The sequence below is a fragment of the Dolichospermum sp. FACHB-1250 genome (genome assembly GCF_014696335.1).
GTDB lineage: Bacteria > Cyanobacteriota > Cyanobacteriia > Cyanobacteriales > Nostocaceae > Dolichospermum > Dolichospermum planctonicum.
Map to the genome: position 1 here is coordinate 14,517 of NZ_JACJPZ010000045.1, position 23,203 is coordinate 37,719.

Genomic DNA, 23,203 nt, shown 5'->3' on the forward strand with positions numbered 1-23,203 from the left:
ATGATTGTGAATAGACCCAGATCCCTGACTTCTTAAAGAAGTCGGGGATCTATTTTAAGTTAAGGAATATCTAGCAATTGTCTCAAGAGCATTTGATCATCTAATTTAGCTTTTAAACGACCTTTCTCCACGTCACGAATCCAGCTTTGGCTTTTTTCCATTAACTTAGCTAATTCCCTTTGGGAAAGGTTCATTTTTTTGCGTCCTTCTATCACTTGTTCCCCTAGTAAATTACCTGTTTGTTGATGATTGCTTTTAGGTTTAGTAGTGCGACGTTGTTTCTTATCTGATTCTGAATGCTTTTCCCAATCTGGAGGCAGTTCAAAAGCTAAAATTCGGGCATTCAGGAGCAGATTCCATTTACCACGAGGTCCGCTATCGGTGAGACGATTTTCACCACTACCGTCATTAATCCAAAATTCTAAAGCTTGATCAGGATCTTCAGGAATATCAACTAATTTAGCCCATAAAGGTTGAATTTCTGGGGGATAGGTGACAGGATCAAATAATGGTTTAATTCCATAATGATTGAGAACTTCTAAATCATTTTCATAGGCTTTAAGTAGGCGTTTGCGCTCTTCCCTATGTCTAGAAGCTTGAGTTAGTTTTTCTTCACCATAAGCAACGCGCAGCAAGGTAGGAATAGTGATGCGTTGTTCCCTACCCATTTTAGTTTTAAATAATAACCAAAGCATGAGTCTAACAGCGCCCTCATGTTGTTGCCACAAACTCATAACCGTGGTTAATAAGCTTTTAGGAAGGCTGCCATATTGATAAAATGCAGTGCGTTCTTTACATCCTTGTCTGTTGCAAAAATGTTGCGTCCAAATCCCAGCTTTGATTGTAAATGTTAAGCCAATCAAATATTTACACCCTTGATCATCTTCTTGAAAATGGTGTTGAGTATCTATCAAATTCCAGAGATAACTATCTTTAATAGCAAAACTGGGAACTCTACCTTGTTGCGGCCAGTCAATAGAAACCATGAGAGAACAGGTTTGATAAACGATATTTTTGATTAAACCGAGTTTGGTACTTTTGCTCAGATCCTTACGTTTTTCCAAGCCCAAATACTGTTCAATTTGTCGTTCATCAATGGTAAATTCTTCTTGCCAAGGTTGATCTAAGGCTGTGATTTTAGCCGCAAAAATGAGATGAATACAAGCAGCACGAATATCTAAATAATCAATTGCTTGTAAATTATTATTGGTGCAGTTATTAACTGGAAATAGGTTGTGAATTTGAAAAGAAATTGTCCCTTTTCCTTGATTAACTGAGCGGTGGTAATGCCAATTACCTTCTGCATTTTTTTCCCATTGTAAAGATGTCCGTTGTGCTAATAGATTACAAGCTTCCCAGATAACTATTGCTGAAGCAAAGGGGTTATTCTTACCATTAGAAAATAAATCGGAACTGGTAGCATCTCGTGGTTCAATTTTGCATCTTCCTTTTTTTGCCTGTATAGGTATGGGGGCATTTGTTGGACAAGCAATTACGCATTGTGGTTGTGAATGATGACCATCACAATTATTACAAAGGACAGGATCAACCCAATATTCATCATCTTCGATTTTGATTGCACCCGTAGGACATAGGGGTCGGCATTTGTCACATCCCACGCAATTGTTATTAGGAATTATATGCGGCATAGGAGGTCTTCCTACTTTAATCGTTGAGATGTTTGGCTCAAGTCTCCCCTTACAGAATTTTTGGATAAATGAACTACATTTAGATTTGGTTTCGCGCTATCACTCTTAGTGATCTTGAAGAGTAGACGCTAAGGAACAAAGGCGCAAAGGACGAAGGAGATTAAATACATAAGAACTGCTATAATGTGTCCTTTTGATTGATAATTTGTTACCCAATTACCTCTATAACGAGAAGATATTTTTCTCCTCTGATTAATTACTTATAGGGTTGATGAAGCCAGATTTTGTAGCTATTGATATTTGGCAAAGTTAGACTTTATTACTTCTTCATTAACTATAAATTTCATAAAGATTTGCATAAGATTGTTCAGTATGAGCTTGGCGGAATTTCTTAATATTTACCTAGATATTTATTGTGATAATGTTTATGCTGGGCTATATAAATTAGTCTAAATGTTTTTTATGAACATCTTGAGTAGTTAGGCACAAAATGGTTCAAAAATAAAGGAAATTATTTTTTTAAGTTTGTATTTATAAATACCATGAACGGTATATTTTCATCTAAATAAAAAATATTTGCAAGTGGCAAGTCAATTTAGCTAATAATTGGCGGTAATAATTGATGATAATTCCTATTAATTAAGGTGTTTTTTGGCTAATTGAATCAGATTTATTGAGAAAATAAATTTCAACACAATCGTGGAAAACTTTGGCTAATAAGCTTTTTAGATGCGGATATAATCTAAATTTATCAATAATTAATATTATTTAATAATTTGAACTAACTAAAAATAAATAATATTGTTTAGCAAGTCATGAAAATTTGACAAAAAAGTTAATTTTCGTTATTGAAAAAATTAAATATTAGGCTAGTATGAAGATTAAAGGATTAACTAACATCTAGCTAAAATTGCTGAGGTTCGATTCATGGCTACATTAACAGGATTGACTTTTGGAGGTACTGCTTGGACTCCTAAATTTGCTCAAGAAATTGACAAGGATAAATGTATTGGTTGTGGCAGATGTATGAAAGTTTGCGGTCATAAAGTTTTGGGCTTAATGGCTTTGAATGAAGAAGGTGAATTTGTAGAAGATGAAGATGATGAGGAAATTGAACGGAAAGTAATGGTTGTTATTAAGCCAGAAAACTGTATTGGTTGTGAAGCTTGTTCTCGGATTTGTCCCAAGAATTGTTACAGTCATACCACTTTAGACCAGTAACATTTTGGGTGATTTTTAAACAGTTGATTTTTGTCATTCTCAGCAAGGTAATTAGAGGGGAATCTCGATATTTACAGAATTTAGTTGAAAAGTTCACGGTAAACAGAAACGTAAATCGTCAATTGTTATTATCTAAATAAATCATACTTGCTACTATTTTTTCTACTTATATTTGGTTTATGAAAATATTAATTCTCAGATCCTCGATTTCTTCAAGAAGTCGGGGATTTTGTGGTTATCAATATGAAAAAATATGGAAGTTTAGCCATTTTTTGCTAGTTACAAGTTAGAACAGTAATAGTGAAAAATAAAAAGATGATTCTCTCTGCAAAAGAGAATTATTGATCTATAGAAACAAAGTCTATCTTCACTGACTATTGTTTTATTACTGTTTACAAAGCAGGTAGCATTTATGCAAAAAGTTCCTGTTTCGCTGTGGACACTGTTAGCTGGGATGATCATAGCCCCTATCAGTATCTGGATTGGTCAAAATCATCATTTATTACCGGAAGCAGCATCGCAACAAGCGCCTTTGGTAGATGGTTTTTTCAATATCATGTTTACAATTGCAGTTGCCCTTTTTTTAGTTGTTGAAGGGACAATTCTGCTGTTTCTAGTTATCTACAGACGACGAAAAGGAGATAATTCCGATGGTGTAACTGTAGAAGGTAACTTGAGTTTAGAGATTTTTTGGACAGCAATTCCTACGGTAATTGTGATCTTTTTAGGCATTTACAGTGTTGATATTTATAACCAAATGGGTGGTTTTGGTGTGGGTAGTCATCCTCACCAGGGGTCAACAACTGCTATGAATGTTAGTCATACAACTAATATTGGTATTGGTGAAAATCCTCAAACCAAAAATAAACCTGCTGATTTAGTTGTAGATGTCAAAGGAATCCAATTTGCGTGGTTATTTAATTATCCTGTAAGTGGTGTTTCTGCTGGAGAATTGCACGTTCCCGTGGGTACTGATGTCCAATTAAATTTATCGGCAGATGATGTAATTCACTCTTTTTGGGTTCCCCAATTTCGTCTCAAACAAGATGCTATTCCTGGTGTTCCTACTCAACTGCGATTTACAGCTACAAAAACTGGTACTTATCCAGTAGTTTGTGCAGAATTATGTGGTGGTTATCATGGTTCAATGCGGACACAGGTAATTGTCCATGAACGAGAAGATTTTGATGCTTGGATGAGTGAAAATCAAATTGCTGAACATCAAGAGATAAATCATGCAGTGGCTGTGAATTTAGAGAATTTATCCCCATCAGAATTTCTAGCCCCCTACACTCAGAATTTAGATGTAACTCCCGCAAATCTTGAGTCATTAGCCCATCAATTTTAGATTTTAGATTTTAGATTTTAGATTGATTCTTGTCTAAAATTTTGGATATTGAATCATCCTCGAAGTTTAAAATCTAAAATTCAGTCGTTAGTAATTATTAGCTAATAACTGAAACCTGACAAAAGACAACCAACAAAAATATGACACAAGTAGATTTTCCAGTTAATCCTCCACCAAATGAAAATCAAGCACCAACGCTGCTAAATACTCATAGTTCTCATCCCACAGCGTGGAAAGTTAGAGATTATTTCACATTTAATACTGATCACAAAGTGATTGGTATTCAATACTTGGTGACAGCCTTTGTATTCTATCTCATTGGTGGGTTAATGGCGATCGCAATTCGTACGGAATTAGCCACACCAGACTCGGATTTTATTGATCCAAATCTCTACAATGCCTTTATGACAAATCATGGAACAATCATGATTTTCCTATGGATTGTACCCAGTGCCATTGGTGGATTTGGTAACTATCTAGTTCCTTTAATGATGGGTGCTAGAGATATGGCTTTTCCTAAATTAAATGCGATCGCTTTTTGGTTAAATCCCGTCGCTGGATTATTACTATTACTAAGTTTTTTCTTTGGTGGTTCTCAATCTGGTTGGACTGCTTACCCACCATTAAGTTTAGTTACCGCCAATAACGCCCAAAGTTTATGGATTTTGTCCATTGTTTTAGTTGGAACTTCTTCAATTTTAGGTTCTATTAACTTTGTCATCACCATTTTGATGATGAAAGTTCCCAGCATGAAATGGGATCAAGTTCCCCTATTTTGTTGGGCGATTCTAGCAACTTCCATTCTCGCACTTTTATCTACTCCAGTATTAGCAGCAGGTTTAATCTTGCTGTTATTTGATATTAACTTCGGGACATCTTTTTTCAAACCAGACGCAGGTGGTAATGTGGTTATTTACCAACATTTATTCTGGTTTTATTCCCACCCGGCAGTTTATTTAATGATTCTGCCGATTTTCGGAATTATGTCCGAAATTATTCCCACCCACGCCCGAAAACCGATTTTTGGTTATAAAGCCATTGCCTTTTCCACCGTTGCTATTTGCGTCGTTGGTTTATTCGTTTGGGTACACCATATGTTTACCAGTGGTACACCTGGATGGATGCGGATGTTCTTCACCATTTCCACACTCATAGTAGCAGTCCCCACAGGTGTAAAAATATTCGGTTGGGTAGCAACCCTCTGGGGCGGAAAAATCCGCTTTACCAGTGCCATGTTATTTGCTATCGGTTTACTTTCCATGTTCGTCATGGGCGGTTTAAGCGGTGTCACCATGGGAACAGCCCCCTTTGATGTTCACGTTCACGATACTTATTACGTAGTCGGTCATTTTCACTACGTTTTATTTGGTGGTTCAGTCTTTGGTATTTACGCAGGTATCTATCACTGGTTCCCCAAAATCACCGGTAGAATGATGAACGAAACCTGGGGAAGAATTCATTTTCTACTGACATTCGTCGGTACAAACCTGACATTTCTACCCATGCACAAACTGGGTTTACAAGGAATGCCCCGCCGAGTTGCCATGTATGACCCCCAATTTGCCAGCTTAAACCAGCTTTGCACCATTGGCGCAATCCTTTTAGGTATTTCCGTCATTCCCTTCGCTTTAAACGCCATTTACAGTTGGCAAAAAGGCGAAATTGCTGGTGACAACCCCTGGGAAAGTTTAACTTTAGAATGGACAACCAGTTCTCCACCCATTATTGAAAACTGGGAAGTTCTACCAGTTGTTACCCATGGACCCTATGACTACGGACATCACCATGAAGAATCATCAGTGACAGAAGCTATCAGTTAAAACCCAGAGGTATGCAGAGGTCTTTCGCGCCTTTGCACCTTTGCGTAAGACGAGAAAAAATTTACCAGGAAAATAATATGACTGCAATTACACCCAGTGAACATCACAGCGACGGAGAACATCCAGATTTACGAGTGTGGGGTTTAATCACATTTCTCGCTTCTGAATCTTTGATGTTTGGCGGATTTTTCGCCACTTATTTGTTTTTTAAAGGGACGACAGCAGTTTGGCCACCAGAAGGCACAGAAGTAGAATTATTTATCCCCGCTATTAACACTATCATCCTCGTTTCTAGCAGTTTTGTCATTCATTTTGGTGATATGGCAATTAAAAGAAATAGTGTGGGTTGGATGCGGTTTTGGTATTTTATCACCGCCATTATGGGTGCTGTATTCCTAGCTGGTCAGGTTTATGAATACATGAATTTAGGTTATGGATTCACTACCAATATTTTCTCGAATTGCTTTTATTTAATGACAGGTTTTCACGGCTTGCACGTCTTTGTAGGACTGTTATTAATTTTAGGTGTCCTATGGCGTTCTTTCCGTCGTGATCATTATTCTGCTACTAAACATACTGGCATAGAAATGGCAGAAATTTACTGGCACTTTGTTGATATCATTTGGATTATTCTCTTTACTTTGGTCTATCTTCTCAATATTTTGTAAAAATGGATTGTGAGTAATTCGTAATTAGGAATTACTCATGTTCTTGTCTAAAATAATTATCATAATTTCAGCAAAAACTTCTAGGGATTAACTATTATGAAAACTGATAACAATAGATTTTCATGGTTTGATGTTGCAGATGATATCAAAGAATTATTGATATTAGCCGCAGCCACCTGGGAAAATACAGAAGAATCGACAAAATATATGCAGCAAGCTTTGGCTAAAACAGCAGATAATACAGATATTTTAGTCGCAGCTTATAGATATTTTTACTACAAAAATAATTATGGTTTAGCACTGACAACAGCAGAGAAAATAACCGCTAAAATCAAAGCAGTGGAAAATCTACCTGATAAGTGGGAAGAACTTAAACCTATCTTAATCAAACGTCAGGAAGAACCGCAAATCAGATTGTATTTGAATGCTTATGCTGCTTCTGGTTTGGTATTAGCTAAACTAGGAAAAATAGAAGAAGCGAAGGAAATTAGTAGCAGAATTAAAGGAATTGATGACAAAAATGATTTTGGTGCTGGTATTCTGCTAGAGATTTTAACTCGTCCACCGGAAGCAGATGATTAAACTTTCGTTAACTTTCATAAACGTTCATAAATTATGCAAGGTAAAGATTGGTTTGTTGCGGAAAATGGAGAATATCAAATTTGTAAATCAGCAAGGTCATGGGATTTATTGCAGGATAATTATCGTCTGTATCGCTTTTTAACTGAAGTGGAAGATGTACTCAATCATGTTGAAGAGGAATCAATCCAACTTCCAGCAATAAGAACCCTGGTAAGACGATTAATTGTTAATTCCTATTGGGTACAAAGTCAGTTTTTAAAACCTGATGCCAAAACGGGAATTTCTGTTTTATTATTATATGATGAATTAGGATTTCCCTTGACCGTACAAACAGTAACATTTGCACCAGGAACAACTTCCACTATTCATAATCATGGCACATGGGGAGTAATTGCTATATTAAAAGGTCAGGAAAAAAACACATTTTGGCGACGTAGTGGAAATCCTGATTTTCCTGATAAAATTGAAATAACAGGAGAAATCAACTTATTTCCTGGTGATATTATCAGCTTGACACCTGAGACAATACATGATGTTCAAGCAATGGGTGAAGAACCAACAGTAACATTTAATATTTATGGAGAAACAAACCCAAACCAGAGATTTGAATTTGATGTAATTAACCACGTTGCTAAAAAGTTTTAAAGAATTTTCAAGCTAATGGCAAAAATAGCAAATGTTATAATTTCGGGATATAGGTGTTAGCTATCAATCAAAAAAATCATCTTGAATCTGCGTTGATCTGCGGTTAATTATTTTCCATCTAGAAACCAATAGGAGAAATAGCAATGGCCAGAGTACTTTTCTATGAAAAACCAGGCTGTAAAAACAATACCAGACAAAAAGTATTACTCACAGCCGCAGGTCATGAAGTGGTAGCATATAGTTTATTAACAGAACCTTGGACTGTAGAAAAATTGCGGTCATTTTTTGGCGATCGCCCGGTAATAGAATGGTTTAATCAAGCCGCACCCAGGGTAAAATCAGGAGAGGTGAATCCTGAAAATATCACGGCTGAAAATGCTTTGATCATGATGCTGAGAGATCCTTTATTAATTCGTCGTCCTTTGATAGAAGTAGGAGACAAAAGAGAAATCGGTTTTGATGTGGAGAAAATTGACGCATGGATAGGCTTAAAACCTGTGGATGAATCTTTGCAACAAATGAGCGAAAACCTCCTACAGCAAGACCTCCAAGGATGTGCTAATAAAGATAATCACGACCACCATCATGGTCAAGGTGGTTGTAAAAATCACCAATAATAATTGACAATTTTAGTAGGGTGTGTTAGTGTTAAAGTAACGCACCCTCGAATTTGGGTGAATTAATTAACTCATCAAATCTTGAAACAGAGCGGTACTTAAATAGCGTTCACCAAAGGAAGGTTGAATCACCACAATTAATTTACCCGCATTTTCTGGGCGTTTACCGACAACAATAGCCGCAGATAAAGCCGCACCAGAAGATATTCCCGATAATAAACCCTCTTCTCTGGCCAATCTACGCCCATACGCTATTGCATCTATATCATCAACTTGGACTATCTCATCAATTAAGTCTTGACGCAACACATCAGGAATAAATCCTGCACCAATACCTTGAATTTTATGAGGACCGGGTTTACCACCTGATAAAATGGGACTGTTGCTAGGTTCTACCGCAATAGCTTGAAAACTGGGTTTACGTTGTTTAATCACTTCTGCAATACCAGTAATTGTACCGCCTGTTCCTACCCCAGCAATTAAAATATCAACTTCTCCGTCCGTATCCGCCCAAATTTCCTCAGCGGTGGTTTCTCGGTGGATTTTCGGGTTTGCAGGGTTAGCAAATTGCTGTAACATAAAAGCATGGGGAGTATTCGCCACAATTTCCTCTGCTTTATTAATTGCTCCTCGCATTCCTTGAGTTCCTGGTGTTAACTCCAAACTTGCACCATAAGCCCGCAGCATGGCGCGTCTTTCTTGACTCATGGTTTCGGGCATGGTTAAAATCAATTTATAGCCCCGCGCGGCTGCTACCATGGCTAAAGCAATACCTGTATTACCGGAAGTTGGTTCAACTAAAACCGTTTTTCCTGGTGAAATTAAACCTTCAGCTTCAGCGGAAAGAATCATACTTACGCCAATTCTGTCTTTGACAGAGGCCGCAGGATTCATACTTTCTAGTTTGACAACTATCCTGGCCTTCACTCCTTCGGTTTGGGGAATTTTATTTAACTGAATTAATGGAGTTTTTCCAATCAGTTCTGTTACATCTTTAGCAATTCGCATTTTTTAACTCCTAAACTTCTAAAGTTTATATATTAATCTATTTTGCTCAAGTATTTATCTCATTGAGTATTGGTATTAACCACGCTTATTTTAGCATAATTTCTATCTATTTCACCAAAAATATTAGTAATTATTAAAAACTATTAGAATATCTTAATGTTGTTTCTGAGCTATTTAAGATATCTTAGGTTTATCTTTGTCATGGAATGATGTAATTTGAGTACAGTTTGTACTTGGGAATTTTCTTAGCAAAATATCTAAAACTAATAGTCTGTCTTGGTTTGAGTTTGAGTACAAAATACCCCGTCCCCTTTTTCAAAAATGCTAGTCCCCCACTCAATAAATACTAGCACCCCAACCCCAAAAAATATTTTAATTTCTTTTAAATGCTTACCAAATCAGGATCACAGAATTTGAGTAATGTCGTAATTATCTTAATAATATTAACTTGAGTTGCTGAAAATCGGGACTAAAAAGGGAACTGATATAAACGATATAGGATTTACGCAGAGATTCCCCTCTACCCCCCGAAGTTCTCCAGATGAAAGTCTGACGAATCAGGGGGGACTTCTTAACTCCTGCATTTGTCATCAGCATATTTTGAATAAAAAAGGGGCAAAAAATAAACATACTCATAAAAATTTTCTTTCTAGGTAATTAAGTCCTGGTAAGGGAGAATAAACATGAAAGTGAAATTTTTAAATCTGCTGACTGTAAGTTTAGTAACTTTAGCATTAATTTCTCCAGGGATAATAGTATTTGCTATGGTTTGGGGACAACATAAAGAGTTCGTTAAAACACAGAATTTATCCTGTGAATTGCAGAAAATAAATATAGCATCTTCAGCATTATCTCCCCAAACAAAAATTATCAATACTCAGTTATCTTTAGTCAAATCACCACCATCTGATCACAATTTTCTGCACCAACTCAAAGTTACCGCAAAAAAATATAAATTAGCGACAATTTTGCAATGGTTATTTTTAGTAACACCCATTTGTATTGGTGTAGGAATTATCGCTTATGACAGATATCTTGTCTATCGTGCTGCTGTATTAAAAGAACACATTGCTATGTTAGAAAGAATGTGGAAACAAAGCATCGAACAGTAATTTTTCAGCTTAATCATTCACAATAAACTAAATTATCATGACAGACGAACGCCAAACCCAGTATTTTAATTTAATTGATGAACTTCTCCAATGTCCTAATGGTCAAGAACCAGAAGTTTTAGAAGCAAAACCCGAATTAATTGACTCTGGTTTAGTGCAATCAATGTTACAAGTAGCTACAATGTTTGCTCATCAAGGTAATCAAGATGGGGCGCAATTTCTATTTTTTGTTGCTAAACAATTGGCTAAAGAATTAGGTTTATATCCTGAAGTTTCTGATCAAGTTGTCAATCAGGAGTAATCATGTTATTGACCGCAACTGATGCTGGAAAAATATCATTAGAATTTCTGTTAGCAGATTGGAATATTGCTGATGATTTTAGAGATTGGTTTACAGTATTTAATTCTCGCTTAATGGGTGAGAGTTGGTATATTGTAGAATTGGGTGTAGAGGGATTACCTGATAGATGGTTTATGCAGGTTTATGACACAGGAGTTTGTGACCCTAATTATACTTTTATCTCCCCAATTGCTGGTGCAGAAGGATATACGGATTTAAAAAGTCTACCAGATATTATTGCTGATGTTTTAGTAGCAGAACGTAATTCTCGATAAAAATTGGAGATATTCAGATCCCCGACTTCTTCAAGAAGTTGGGGATCTGATATTTTATGTATTTTATGATTAATTTTGTTAGGTTTATTTGATAATAATATGTTATACTAAATAGAGTTATGGACGCTACAGAAGAATCAGTCAAATGATTACTGAAGACATCCTAGCCCAAGAATTTCTCAGAGTGGTAGATGACTATTATCCGTCCGTGGGAGAACTTTTAGAAGGCTGCCACGTGAAAGTTATCACTTGCTTTTGGGGACGACCTGCAAAACGGTTTCAATATATAGGAATTTATTGTCGAGAAGACATAATGCCCTATATTCAAGCCCAAAAACAAATCCTCAGAGAATTAGCTGAAAATATGGGGCTAATTCAAGTAGTTTGTCTCAATGCTAAACGATTGCTACGTGATCCTATGTCGAAGTTAAAACAGTCTGAACCTCGATTATGGTTGGAGTTGCAATTAGTGGCAGCCTAATCTAATATTTGGTTAACAATGAAAACAGGACTTTTCTGCAATTACGAAAATCATCACCATGATGCTAGACGCACTATCTTTGAACAAGTTTTATTGGTGAAGGAGGCTGAAAGTTTAGGTTTTGAAGAAGCTTGGGTAACAGAACATCATTTTAATGAGTTCAATCTCAGTCCTTCAATTCTGCTATTGTTGGCACATTTAGCAGGTGTGACTTCGCAAATTCGTCTAGGAACTGCGGCTGTATTATTGCCATTTCACCAACCAATTCGCGTGGCTGAAGATATTGCTACTTTGGACAATCTTTGTAGTGGTAGGTTGGCTTTTGGAGTAGCTAAAGGTGGACCTTTTCCACAGCAAAATAAACATTTTGGTGTGAAAATGCAGGAATCTCGCACCAGAATGTTAGAGTCAGTGGCATTGATTCAAAAGCTATTATATGAAACTAACGTATCATTTAATGGCGAATATTATCAATGCGAAAATCTGACGATACAACCCCAACCACTGCAAAAACCAATTCCTATATATGTTGCTAGTGGTGATGATGATGCAGTTAATTTTGCTGCTAAAAATTCCTTTGGTTTAATGGGGGGTCCGCCGTTTTCTTTAGCAAGACTAAAGAAGACGGTTAATAAATATCGGGAATTTAATCAACGTGGTGCAGAAAAGTTCCTGTTAGCGCGGTTCTTTTTTGTGGGTAAAACTCATGATCAAGCGGTAAATGAAGCATTACCTTTTATTCGTCATTTTAGCAAAGAAATGACGGCTAACTCAACTCAAGTAATGGAAAAAAGTCCTCAACAACCAGCATTTGATCGGACAAATATTTGTTTTGATGAGGACTATTTGCTGGAAAACTCAATTATCGGTGATGTCAACGGTTGTCGTGACAAAATCAAGAAATTTCAGGACGAATTAAATCTCAGCACACTAGCGTTAAAACCTTCATCTTTTTCCTTACAAAAAAATCGAGAAAGTTTACAACGCTACAATCAAGAGGTGCGGAATTATGTCTAAACTTTCCCTACTTCCTCCCGATGATTTACCTCCGACTCAGGTAACAAAAGAGGATGGAATGCTACATTTAGAGTTGGAACAGTCTATTGGTAAGTGCTTCTTTTATGCGTGCGATCGCATTACCCAAGTATTACTATCTAATTGTCAGTGGTACATGACCACAAATAAGACGACTTTGATGTTAATTGTAGACTGTCCCGATCTGGTTGCCTATTGGCATATAGTTAGTAATATTCCCCAATTAGGAAATAGGCTGGAAAGATTCACTAAAGATGCCAAAATTCGCGTTTATCCTCCTTTTGGCAAAGGATCACCCTTTGAAATTGGAGTGAATGAAATTTCAGCCTATCGAGATTGGTTGTAAGTCCTAAATTATATTTTAATCACTAAAATCACCTGATCCTCGACTTCTTCAAGCAGTCGGGGATTTATCTTCTATCTTGTTATAATAAAATAAATACAATATACCAGCCATGATTAACAACATGATTAATAACAAAAAAGCACTATTTGATCGTTGGGCAAATAGTTATGATTGGACATTTCCTTCCTTTATTTATCAAGCAATTCATAAAAGATTACTTTCCCAAGTTGAATTATCAGCAAATGCCAATGTACTTGATTTAGGTTGTGGAACAGGTAGATTATTAAATAGATTAGCAAATCAGTTTCCAGAAATTACAGGCACAGGTTTAGATTTATCTCCGCAAATGTTGCGGGTAGCGAGGCAAAATAACCGCCACCGTCCCCGCTTAATTTACCTTGAAGGTAATGCCGAAAATCTCCCCTTTGTAGAGGGACAATTTGATGCGATTTTTAATACTATCAGCTTTTTGCATTATCCCCAACCAGACCAGGTTTTAAAAGAAGTAGCAAGGGTACTTTCTCCCGGTGGTAAATTTTATTTAGTGGACATTACTTTTAACAACTCATCATCATGTCAAATTACACCCCATTCTCATACAGCAGTTAGATTTTATAGCCAAAAACAAAGAGAAGAAATGGGGAATAATGCTGGTTTAACTTGTGTAGGTCATTATCCCTTATTGGGGTTTGTATTATTAACTGTTTTTCAAAAATAATCCTCGTAGGGTGCGTTAGCGACAGCGTAACGCACCATTTTGATTTAATATTTAAACAGAAATCAAATTTGATGAATTATTGACCTGTTCAGATAACCAATTATATAAACCTTCCAACCCTGCCCCAGTAGTAGCAGAAACTTGGAAAACTTGGATTTTGGGATTCACCTGTTTAGCATATTCAATACAGCGCTGAACATCAAAATTGATATAAGGTAATAAATCAATTTTCGTTAAAATCATAATATCACTACTGCGAAACATATAAGGGTATTTAATGGGTTTATCTTCCCCTTCCGTCACCGATAAAATTACCACCTTAGCCCCTTCTCCCAAGTCAAATAAAGCCGGACAAACCAAATTTCCGACATTTTCAATCATCACCACAGAATTAAGGGGCGGATTTAATTCTTGCAGCCCTTTTTCTATCATTGATGCTTCTAAGTGACAGCCTGTACCCGTGTTAATTTGTACGACTTGACAACCAGTGGATTTAATTTTTTCAGCATCATTTGTAGTTTCTTGATCACCTTCAATAACGCTGATAGTTAGTGTATTTTTTAAATCATTAATAGTGCGAGTTAATAAAGTAGTTTTACCTGCACCGGGAGAACTCATTAAATTTAAAGCCAGAATATTTCGACCTTTAAACCAGCCGCGATTTTGGGCAGCTAATAGGTTATTTTTACCTAATATTTCTTGTTCTAAAGATATGGTTGTATTATGAATTTGAGCATGAATTTGGGTTGTTTCCTCATGATGATGAGAATGAGTAATTACAGTTCCATCTGCTAAAGTATGAGTATGATGGTGTTCATTTTCCATATTTGTAATTGTTGTTTGATTATCACCAGAACATCCGCAAATTACACACATAATTCCTCTACTTCAATTTCTTTAATTTTTAGTTCTTCACCAGCTATTATATCTAATTTAATACTACCACATTCACAAATACCAAAAGGTTTTTCGACATAAAAATTTGTACCACATTGACGACATTTAGCCATTCCTGGTATTTCCAAAATTTCTAATCTTGCCCCTTCAACTATTGTACCTTGGGCGCAAATATCAAAACAAAATTTAATGGCATCTGGCATAATAGCCGATAATTTACCAACTTCTAATAATACTCTTTGGACTTTTTTACCTTGGGCATTTTCGGTGACTATGGCAATGATATTTTGAGTTATTCCGAGTTCGTGCATATTAGGTGACAGTTGAGCCGTTACGGACAAGGAGTATAATAAAGTATACATCAATTTATTTCCTGTTCCCTAAAACTAAAAAACTTTGTATCTCACGAGCATGGGAACTGCTACAATAATTTTTGTAAGAGATTATAAATATCTTCCTTATTACCTTCCTTTCTTAAACCTATGCCAACTACTAAAACAACTACCTTATCATTTTCCACTTGATAAACTATACGGTAGCGTTGCCCTACAGCCCTAAGACTACGATAATTTATTAGTTGTCCAGTTAAAGGTTTTCCCTGCTTTTCAGGTTCTATTTTTAGTTTATCAATTCGTGAAATTAGAGCTTTTTGGTGACGTTTATCTTTAATATTTGTTAACATCTCCAATGCTAAAGGCGTTAACTGAATTTCAAATTCAATATTATCAGTTTGTGGTTTTTCAAAGTCCGAGTTTGAGTTTTGCATCATGCCAACTAATAGTTTCTCCCCTGTGTGCTTGAGCTATACTTTCTTGTAATTGTTGGTTAAATTCTTGATCAAATAAAATTGCTAAAGTTTCTAATAAAGATTCATATTGCTCAAAACTAATAGCCGCCATAACTGGTTTACCATGTTTGGTAATAATTATTGGCTCTTGTTGTACATCATCTGGCAAATGTAAAATTTGCTGTTGTGCTTCTGTAATTGTGAGGTGTTTTAACATATTCTGGTAAAAAATAAGTATTGTATATGATTATATCACTAATTCATGCACAAGATACCCGACTTCTGTGTTGATGATAGAATTTGTAGGTTGGGTTAAGCGACAGCGCAACCCAACAAAACCGCAAAAATGTCAGAAGTGTTGGGTAACATAGGTCAACCAAACCTACATAATTTATAGATTTTAACATATTCTGGGCAGTTGATCACCTACTAGCATATCTATGATTCTTTCTGCACCAAAGGCGGTTTTTAAAAGGACTATTCCTGGTGGGTGGGGAATGATTTCACCTATAATAGAGGCTTGTTTTCCCGTGGGGTGGTTTTTCATTGTTGCTAAAATCAAATCGGCTTTTTCTGGAGGTGCAACTATGACTAATTTTCCTTCGTTGGCTAAATATAAGGGTTCTAAACCTAAGATTTCACATACTCCATTTACTTCTTCTTTAATGGGAATTGCATTTTCATGAATGCGTATTCCTAAGTTAGAAGTGAGGGCAAATTCATTTAATACTGTGGCTAAACCTCCTCTGGTTGCGTCTCGCATGGCGTGAATTTGGGGACAAATTTTAATAATTTCGGCGACTAATTCATGCAGTGGTTGACAGTCACTTTCTATATCTGTTTCTAATGCTAATTCTCCTCTGGCAATTAATATTGCTGTGCCATGATTTCCTATTTCTCCATTAATAATTACTACGTCTCCCGGTTGAATGTTGCGAGGAGAAATATCAATGTTTGGGGGAATTATCCCAATGCCGGCAGTATTTATAAATAATTTATCGGCACAACCTCTATTAACAACTTTGGTGTCTCCTGTGACTATTTGCACTCCAGCTTTTTCGGCTGCTTTCTGCATACTAGCCACAACTTTTCTTAATGTTTCTATGGGTAAACCTTCTTCTAAAATCATGCTACAAGTGAGATATAAAGGTTTTGCCCCACTCACGGCTAAATCATTAATTGTACCATTAATTGCTAATTCTCCTATGTCTGAACCAGGAAAAAATAAAGGATCTACTACATAGGAATCTGTAGTAAATGCTAATCGTTTTCCATGTTGAGAAAGACTCAGTAAATCAAATGTGGCTTGGTCTTCTAATTGGGATAAAATGGGATTATCAAAACTTTTCACAAAGATATCATCTATTAGGTCTCTCATGGCTTTACCACCGCTACCATGGGATAAGTTAATGTGAGTATCTCTTATCTTTCCTTGACGACGACGGACTTGCTCAATTTTTTGGAAAAGTGGATTCTGATCAGAGTTAATTGTCATTTTTAAAATTGCTTTGTAATTATTTGTAATTATATTTTTTGTTGTGGGACAGGCATCTTGCCTGTCATTATTAGTTAATTATCTGCCAGTTTCTTCATGTCTACCAGCGTGTTTATCAGAGTGTAAAACCCCTCCAACCGCCCAATTATCTCGTTCAAATTCATCAATATGAATAGTTATCCATTCGGGTTTTGTTCCTAGTGCAGAAACTAAAGCTTCAGTGACAGCTTGGGCTAGTTTACGCTTTTTTTCTATGGAGTGACCCTTACCAATTTGAACAGTGACAAAAGGCATATAATTTTCCTCAAATTGTGCGATTTAGACTGATATAGGTTCGGTAGATACACCTGATTTATCTCTTTTTGCCATGGTTGACAGTCGCCCATATTTGTAATATGCTGCACAAGCACCTTCAGAAGAAACCATACAAGTTCCTATGGGTGTTTCCGGTGTGCAAGCTGTTCCAAATACTTGACATTGCCAAGGTTTTAAAACTCCTTTGAGAATTTCTCCACATTGACAAGCTTTATGATCTGCTATTTTTAAATTCGGAATTGTAAATTTAACTTCAGCATCAAATTGGGCATATTCTGGGCGAATTTTGAAACCGGAATTGGGTATTTCTCCTAAACCTCGCCATGCAAATTTTTCTCGCACTGTAAAAACTTGATTCATGGCTGTTAATGCGTTTTGATTTCCCCTAGTTTCTACTAACCGGTTATATTGATTTTCAACTTGACAACGATTTTCTACTATTTGTTTTAATAACATCCAAATTGATTGGAAGATATCTAATGGTTCAAAGCCAGAAATAACAATTGGTTTATGATATTGTTGGGTAATAAATTCATAAGGTTCTGTGCCTATGACCATACTTACATGACCAGGACCAACAAAACCATCAAGTTGTAAATCGGGATTTTCTAATAATGCTTGCAAGGCGGGAATTACTAATACATGATTAGAAAACATACTAAAATTAGTGATATTTTCTGCGGCTGCTTGAAGTATGGTAAATGCAGTGCTGGGGGCGGTGGTTTCAAAGCCTAAACCGAAAAATACTATTTCTTTATGGGGGTTTTCTTTGGCTATTTTCAGGCTATCTAAGGGTGAATAAATCATGCGAATATCCGCACCTTGGGCTTTAGCTTGCAAAAGGCTGGTTTTTGCACCAGGTACACGCATTGCGTCGCCAAATGTGGTAAATATGATGTTGGGTAGTTGACACAGTGCGATCGCATCCTCTATTCTACCTTTAGGCATCACACAAACTGGACAACCAGGACCATGAATTAATTCTATATTATCGGGTAATATTTCTTCGATTCCATATTTAAAAATGGAATGGGTATGTCCTCCACATACTTCCATGATTTTTAAATGTCTATTTATTTGTTGGCTGAGTTTGGTTATTTCTTGTTGTAATGCTTGGGCTTTTGCGGGGTTGCGAAATTCGTCTACATATTTCATATCAATTTTAGATTTTAGATTTTAGATTTTAGATTTTGGATTAATTACTTTACAAAACATAAATTGATTAGCTATGATTAGCTAGAATGTCATTATTTTGTTTTTCCAGTCCGTTTTAACGGACTTTTTCTATTAGCCTTGTACTTTAGTGCAAGGCGGCTATTTCTTGCAATAGTTTTAATGTTTCTGCTGCTTCTTGTTCGTTAATTCTGTTCATGGCAAAACCAACATGAACTAATACCCAATCTCCTATACAAGCCTCTGGTGGGTGTTGTTGGTCAACTATACAGGCTATATTTATTTCTCTTTTGACTCCTCCAATATTAACTGTGGCTAGTTTGTGTTCTCTGTTGGTTATTTCTGTTATTTGTCCGGGTATTCCTAAACACATTTTAGTTTTCCTTTTTTTAGATTTACATCCCACTCCAGGCACAGAGGACGAATTTTTTGTTACTTTTTTAAGTATTTGGCGGCTGCAATTACACTTTGTCCTAATGATAAACCGCCATCATTTGTGGGTAATATACTATGAGTTAATACGTTAATTTCTAATTTTTCTAACCGCATTTTTACCTGTTTTAATAAAATTTGATTCTGAAATACTCCTCCTGTTAATGCTACTTGATTAAATTGATGTTCTTGTCTAAGTTGTTTAACAATTGTTACAATAGCAACAGCTAAACTTTTATGAAATTTTGCTGCTATTTCTGGTGATGAAATATGCTGTTTTATATCATTCAAAATTTCTCGCCATGTCGGGGATGTATCTATATAATATATATTAGCTGATTTTTCCAATTTAAAGGAATAATTTAGAGTTTCTTCATCATTGTTTAAAATATTGGTATCAGCTATTGCTTCCATTTCTATGGCTGCTTGTCCTTCATAGCTGCATTGTTCTGGACAAATACCTATGGCTGCTGCAACTGCATCAAATAATCGGCCTACTGATGATGTTAAGGGTGAATTAATACCTTTTTCTATGATTTGGTTGAGTAGTTTAGGGTTTTTATGTTCTAAAAATTTGATTATTGCTAAATCCCTGTATTTTTCTCGTATTTCTTGCCAACTAAAAGCATTAATTAATTGAGAATAGGTATTTCTCCAAGGTTGATAAATTGCCTGTTTTCCTCCTATCATTGGCATAGGTTTAAATGTTGCTAATCTTTGAAAATTTTGATAATCTGCTAATAAAAATTCTCCTCCCCATAATGTATCGTCTTCTCCATATCCCAAACCATCAAAGGCTATTCCTAAAATCGGTTTTGTATCTAAATAAATTTGATTTTCTGCCATACAAGCGGCTATATGGGCGTGATGATGTTGAATTTCTGCTAATTTAATATGATTAACCGTTGCTAGTTGTTTACCAAGTTTAGATGATAAGTATTCTGGATGTTTATCAATAGCAATTATTTCTGGTTTATGTTGAAATAAATTTAGATATAAATTCAATGTTTCTTGATAAGCATTAAACGCGGACGCATTTTCTAAATCTCCTAAATGTTGTGATAAAATTGCCTCACCTGCTCTTAATAAACAAAAGGTATTTTTCAACTCACTACCCATGGCTAAAATAGGCGGTATTTTTTCAAATCCTGGTGGTAAAATAATTGGTGCTGGTGCATATCCTCTAGCACGTCTGAGGGTTTGAATTTTATTATCAATAACTCTAACTACCGAATCATCTACTCTATTAACAATATCTCGATTATGTAATAGAAAATAATCAGCTATTTTCGATAATTTATCTTTAGCATCTTCATTATTTATACATTGTGGTTCATCAGAAATATTAGCACTAGTTAAAACTATTGGTACTTTCATTCTTCTGAGAATTAAATGATGTAAAGGCGTATAAGGTAACATAAAACCCAGGGTATTTTGTCCTGGTGCTATAGCAGATGCTAATTGATGATTATCTTTTATTTTTAATAAAACAATAGGTGCAGCCGAACTTGTTAATAATGCTTTTTCTAAATCATTAATATAGCAATATTCAGAAATAATATTTATATCTCTGGCCATTAAAGCCAAAGGTTTATGATATCTATGTTTACGAGTTCTGAGTTTTATCACTGCATTTTCTAAAGTAGCATCACAAGCCAAATGAAAACCACCTAAACCTTTAATAGCGACAATTTCACCCTTTTGTAATAAAGTACAAACAGCATCCACATCATCCAACATTGAGAACATATCAGATATCACAGGTTTACCGTCAGCCCTTTCTAACCATGCACGAGGTCCGCATACAAAACAAGCCACAGGTTGAGCATGAAAACGACGATTTTCCACATCTTGATATTCTCTTTTACATTCCTTACATATTGGAAAATTGGCCATACTCGTATTATCTCTATCGTAAGGAATAGCGCGAATAATAGTTAACCTTGGACCACAATGAGTACAATTAGTAAAAGGATAGCGAAAATAACGACTAAAAGGATCAAAAATTTCCCTTTGACATTGGGGACAACTTGCAGCGTCAGGAGAAACTTGAGTTTTTATCACACTATTAACACTTGGAGAAATCACAAAATTATCAAAATTAAATTCTCCCCAATATAGACCTCTAACCACCTGATTAATTCTTGCCAAAGGCGGACATTCTTGATATAATTTATTCACAAACTCCGTTATTATTTCCTCACTACCAGAAACACGAATTAACACCCCTTTGCCATCATTATAAACCTCACCTTTCAAACCTAAAATATTAGCTAAACGATAAACGGTAGGACGGAAACCCACACCTTGTACAGTCCCACTAACCCGAATTTCTTCTATTCTCATTCTTCCTCTTCTGCGACTTTGCGTGAGATAATCAAAACTTCCAAATCAAAACGCGATTATTCCCAGAATCAGCAATTACCGCAACTTCTCCACAAACCTTAACTCCATAACACCAATTTAAACTTTGTCGCGTTGCTAGTCCAAAATTGCGATTTTCACTTTTATTTGTAAAGTTATCTTGCCCAATGACAATATCAGCATCTGCACCCTGTAATAATAAAATAGATTCTCGTTTTTTCCATCCTACTAAACGCGAATTAGCTGTATCAGCTACCATTAAATAATCTCCCCAAATATCTACTCCATAAGGCATACTTAAACTACTAGCACTAGGAAAATAAACCCCTTGATTTAATTCTACAAAATTAAAGTTTTTTTGTCCTAAAATCACCGCACAAGGAGTATTATTTTCTGTTGGTATTCCTGGCCAAATCATCACCCTGTTATTACCTGCATCAGTCACAACTAAATTATCATCCCACATCGTGATATCATGACACCAACGCATACTAGCAGCAGTGGGAGAACTACCCCCATTTTCATTGCGTGATATCATGTCTGGTTGTCCCAAAACTATATCCGCAGGTTGACCATTTTCTGTGGGTAATTGATTCCAAATTAATAACCGACGATTTCCGGTATCAGCTACAAATAGCTGACCTTGATAATGGAAAATACCGTAAGGCCAATGTAGAGTATTAGCTGCGGGTTGTTGGTGTCCTCGATTTGGTTCATGATCAAGAAAGTTAGTTTGTCCTAATACTAAATCTGCGGGAATATGACTATCCTTAGGTGTATTATACCAGATTAAAATACGATGATTCCAAGCATCTGCAACCGCTAAACCATGACCACATTTACAAATACCCGTAGGTACACTAAATGTAGATTTTCCTGGTGTATTTTTTGCATTTTGTCCTTCATGAAAAAAGTCTGGTTGTCCTATTACCCAGTCCGCAGGTTCATGGTCTTTTGTGGGTAAATTTTGCCACCCCAATAAACGATGATGTCCTGTATCTGCTACCCATAACGGTCCGGTTGGTGATAATAAACAAGCTGCACGGGGTCCAAACATTGTTGTCGGAGTGGGTACAAGGGGAATTACTAACTGTTCTGGTGTAATATTATTTCCTAATATTATTTTGGCGCTATGAGGGAAGAGGGAGAAATGGGATATATTTTGGGTTTGCAATGTAGATAGGGAATTATTATTGGTTAATATTACCAGTTTTTACTCTATGGGAAAACCTGGAATAATTCTATCAATTTCCTGCATTATTCGGAAAGTTTCTGTTAAGGAGATAACAATTTTTTGATAATGGTTAATTTCTTGGGTAGATAATTGACGTTTGGCGTTTTTTCTGTCTTTTAACCATTTATCTAATACTTGATATCCTCCGATTTTAAATTCCCAGATATGTTGAGGAATATCTGTAAAATAACTTTGCTTATTAATATATACTCTTTGCAATTCTGAATTATAGGTAACTTCGTTAACTTGATTATCTTCTATTGTTTGATAGGTTGTAATTAAATTATTGAGTTTATCGGATTTGATTAAATGTAAGTCAACTAATTCTTCTCCCTTGATAGCTAATGAGTTAAATAGGTTTTGATTACTAGTTAAGGGAAGACGGGGAAAATCTATTTTCAGAAATTCAGCGTATCTAGTGCGGTATGTAGGACTGTGAAATATAGCATAAGCATAGTAAAAGATTTGTTCTGGTGTGGGTATTTTACCAAGTTTTTCTTTGATAGCTTGTAAGAATTTTGGGGATAAGTTAGGAGTTTTTTCTACAAAAAGATTTGTTTGTTTATTTTCTGTATTTGGGTAGATATAAAGAGGAAAAACATAAGTTGCTTCTCTACTTTTTAACGATACAGTACAATGTT

General features: G+C 35.8%; 27 protein-coding genes. 14 read left to right on the plus strand and 13 right to left on the minus strand.

The features are described from left to right. Nucleotides 1–59: 59 nt before the first annotated feature. Nucleotides 60–1,649, minus strand: a complete 1,590-nt coding sequence (locus tag H6F39_RS15490; protein ID WP_137909057.1) for a helix-turn-helix domain-containing protein — start codon at nt 1,647–1,649, stop codon at nt 60–62. A 927-nt stretch (nt 1,650–2,576) separates the two neighbouring features. Here H6F39_RS15490 and fdxB point away from each other — a divergent pair. From fdxB to H6F39_RS15525, 7 genes are all read left to right on the plus strand, one after another. After that, complete coding sequence (gene fdxB / locus H6F39_RS15495; RefSeq protein ID WP_028083556.1) at nt 2,577–2,870, plus strand: ferredoxin III, nif-specific; 294 nt, start codon at nt 2,577–2,579, stop codon at nt 2,868–2,870. A gap of 412 nt (nt 2,871–3,282) precedes the next feature. Next, nucleotides 3,283–4,218, plus strand: a complete 936-nt coding sequence (locus H6F39_RS15500; protein ID WP_137909058.1) for a cytochrome c oxidase subunit II — start codon at nt 3,283–3,285, stop codon at nt 4,216–4,218. A 140-nt stretch (nt 4,219–4,358) separates the two neighbouring features. Next, nucleotides 4,359–6,038, plus strand: a complete 1,680-nt coding sequence (ctaD, locus tag H6F39_RS15505) for a cytochrome c oxidase subunit I (RefSeq protein ID WP_137909059.1) — start codon at nt 4,359–4,361, stop codon at nt 6,036–6,038. Between the two features lie 77 nt (nt 6,039–6,115). Continuing rightward, on the plus strand, nt 6,116–6,706 hold the full coding sequence (locus tag H6F39_RS15510) for a heme-copper oxidase subunit III (RefSeq protein ID WP_190372519.1): 591 nt from the start codon (nt 6,116–6,118) through the stop codon (nt 6,704–6,706). Between the two features lie 96 nt (nt 6,707–6,802). Continuing rightward, a complete protein-coding gene (locus tag H6F39_RS15515; RefSeq protein WP_137909061.1) occupies nt 6,803–7,288 on the plus strand; it encodes a hypothetical protein in 486 nt (161 codons plus the stop codon). Nucleotides 7,289–7,321: 33 nt separating this feature from the next. Continuing rightward, entirely contained in the window at nt 7,322–7,933 is a 612-nt protein-coding gene (locus H6F39_RS15520) for a cupin (protein ID WP_190396978.1), read from the plus strand. Nucleotides 7,934–8,076: 143 nt separating this feature from the next. Next, nucleotides 8,077–8,550 (plus strand): ArsC/Spx/MgsR family protein, encoded by a 474-nt coding sequence (locus tag H6F39_RS15525; RefSeq protein WP_137909063.1) that lies wholly within the window; start codon nt 8,077–8,079, stop codon nt 8,548–8,550. Between the two features lie 66 nt (nt 8,551–8,616). Here H6F39_RS15525 and cysK read toward each other — a convergent pair whose 3' ends face one another. Next, nucleotides 8,617–9,558: a cysteine synthase A gene (gene cysK / locus H6F39_RS15530; protein WP_137909064.1), complete on the minus strand. Its 942-nt coding sequence runs from the start codon at nt 9,556–9,558 to the stop codon at nt 8,617–8,619. Between the two features lie 683 nt (nt 9,559–10,241). Between cysK and H6F39_RS15535 the strand changes: the two genes are divergently transcribed. The 7 genes from H6F39_RS15535 (at nt 10,242) to H6F39_RS15565 (ending at nt 13,865) form a co-directional block, all read left to right on the plus strand. Further along, nucleotides 10,242–10,670 carry a hypothetical protein gene (locus H6F39_RS15535; RefSeq protein ID WP_190396979.1) on the plus strand — a complete coding sequence of 143 codons (429 nt, stop codon included), beginning with the start codon at nt 10,242–10,244 and terminating at the stop codon, nt 10,668–10,670. Nucleotides 10,671–10,707: 37 nt separating this feature from the next. Continuing rightward, entirely contained in the window at nt 10,708–10,971 is a 264-nt protein-coding gene (locus H6F39_RS15540; protein WP_168358310.1) for a hypothetical protein, read from the plus strand. 2 nt (nt 10,972–10,973) lie between these two features. After that, nucleotides 10,974–11,285 (plus strand): hypothetical protein, encoded by a 312-nt coding sequence (locus H6F39_RS15545; RefSeq protein ID WP_028083566.1) that lies wholly within the window; start codon nt 10,974–10,976, stop codon nt 11,283–11,285. A 145-nt stretch (nt 11,286–11,430) separates the two neighbouring features. After that, the gene (locus H6F39_RS15550) at nt 11,431–11,766 is read left to right on the plus strand and encodes a hypothetical protein (RefSeq protein ID WP_028083567.1); all 336 of its coding nucleotides are present in this window, start codon (nt 11,431–11,433) and stop codon (nt 11,764–11,766) included. An 18-nt stretch (nt 11,767–11,784) separates the two neighbouring features. Next, nucleotides 11,785–12,783: an LLM class flavin-dependent oxidoreductase gene (locus H6F39_RS15555; RefSeq protein WP_190372517.1), complete on the plus strand. Its 999-nt coding sequence runs from the start codon at nt 11,785–11,787 to the stop codon at nt 12,781–12,783. After that, on the plus strand, nt 12,776–13,147 hold the full coding sequence (locus tag H6F39_RS15560; RefSeq protein WP_137909067.1) for a hypothetical protein: 372 nt from the start codon (nt 12,776–12,778) through the stop codon (nt 13,145–13,147). Before H6F39_RS15555 ends, H6F39_RS15560 begins: the two co-directional genes overlap by 8 nt. A 109-nt stretch (nt 13,148–13,256) precedes the next feature. Beyond that, the gene (locus H6F39_RS15565; RefSeq protein WP_137909068.1) at nt 13,257–13,865 is read left to right on the plus strand and encodes a class I SAM-dependent methyltransferase; all 609 of its coding nucleotides are present in this window, start codon (nt 13,257–13,259) and stop codon (nt 13,863–13,865) included. Nucleotides 13,866–13,916: 51 nt separating this feature from the next. Here the strand turns inward: H6F39_RS15565 and hypB are convergent, their stop codons facing one another. The 11 genes from hypB to H6F39_RS15620 all read right to left on the minus strand — a co-directional run. Beyond that, complete coding sequence (gene hypB, locus H6F39_RS15570) at nt 13,917–14,741, minus strand: hydrogenase nickel incorporation protein HypB (protein ID WP_137909069.1); 825 nt, start codon at nt 14,739–14,741, stop codon at nt 13,917–13,919. Next, nucleotides 14,732–15,073: a hydrogenase maturation nickel metallochaperone HypA gene (hypA, locus tag H6F39_RS15575; RefSeq protein ID WP_028089723.1), complete on the minus strand. Its 342-nt coding sequence runs from the start codon at nt 15,071–15,073 to the stop codon at nt 14,732–14,734. Before hypA ends, hypB begins: the two co-directional genes overlap by 10 nt. Before the next feature lie 110 nt (nt 15,074–15,183). After that, nucleotides 15,184–15,531 carry a type II toxin-antitoxin system RelE/ParE family toxin gene (locus tag H6F39_RS15580; protein ID WP_231395417.1) on the minus strand — a complete coding sequence of 116 codons (348 nt, stop codon included), beginning with the start codon at nt 15,529–15,531 and terminating at the stop codon, nt 15,184–15,186. Continuing rightward, complete coding sequence (locus H6F39_RS15585; protein ID WP_137909070.1) at nt 15,503–15,766, minus strand: type II toxin-antitoxin system Phd/YefM family antitoxin; 264 nt, start codon at nt 15,764–15,766, stop codon at nt 15,503–15,505. The genes H6F39_RS15580 and H6F39_RS15585 overlap by 29 nt, the downstream gene beginning before the upstream one ends. A gap of 183 nt (nt 15,767–15,949) precedes the next feature. Further along, on the minus strand, nt 15,950–17,044 hold the full coding sequence (gene hypE, locus H6F39_RS15590) for a hydrogenase expression/formation protein HypE (protein ID WP_137909071.1): 1,095 nt from the start codon (nt 17,042–17,044) through the stop codon (nt 15,950–15,952). 78 nt (nt 17,045–17,122) lie between these two features. Next, entirely contained in the window at nt 17,123–17,338 is a 216-nt protein-coding gene (locus tag H6F39_RS15595; RefSeq protein ID WP_028089727.1) for a 4-oxalocrotonate tautomerase family protein, read from the minus strand. Nucleotides 17,339–17,362: 24 nt separating this feature from the next. Then, nucleotides 17,363–18,514, minus strand: a complete 1,152-nt coding sequence (hypD, locus tag H6F39_RS15600; RefSeq protein ID WP_190396980.1) for a hydrogenase formation protein HypD — start codon at nt 18,512–18,514, stop codon at nt 17,363–17,365. 145 nt (nt 18,515–18,659) lie between these two features. Beyond that, nucleotides 18,660–18,905 (minus strand): HypC/HybG/HupF family hydrogenase formation chaperone, encoded by a 246-nt coding sequence (locus H6F39_RS15605; protein WP_137909073.1) that lies wholly within the window; start codon nt 18,903–18,905, stop codon nt 18,660–18,662. A gap of 59 nt (nt 18,906–18,964) precedes the next feature. After that, nucleotides 18,965–21,310 carry a carbamoyltransferase HypF gene (gene hypF / locus H6F39_RS15610; protein WP_190396981.1) on the minus strand — a complete coding sequence of 782 codons (2,346 nt, stop codon included), beginning with the start codon at nt 21,308–21,310 and terminating at the stop codon, nt 18,965–18,967. A gap of 31 nt (nt 21,311–21,341) precedes the next feature. Then, nucleotides 21,342–22,502, minus strand: coding sequence for a hypothetical protein (locus tag H6F39_RS15615; RefSeq protein WP_190396982.1), 1,161 nt, complete (start codon nt 22,500–22,502; stop codon nt 21,342–21,344). A gap of 39 nt (nt 22,503–22,541) precedes the next feature. Next, the coding region (locus H6F39_RS15620) for a type ISP restriction/modification enzyme (RefSeq protein ID WP_304506181.1) at nt 22,542–23,203 on the minus strand (662 nt) is incomplete at its 5' end.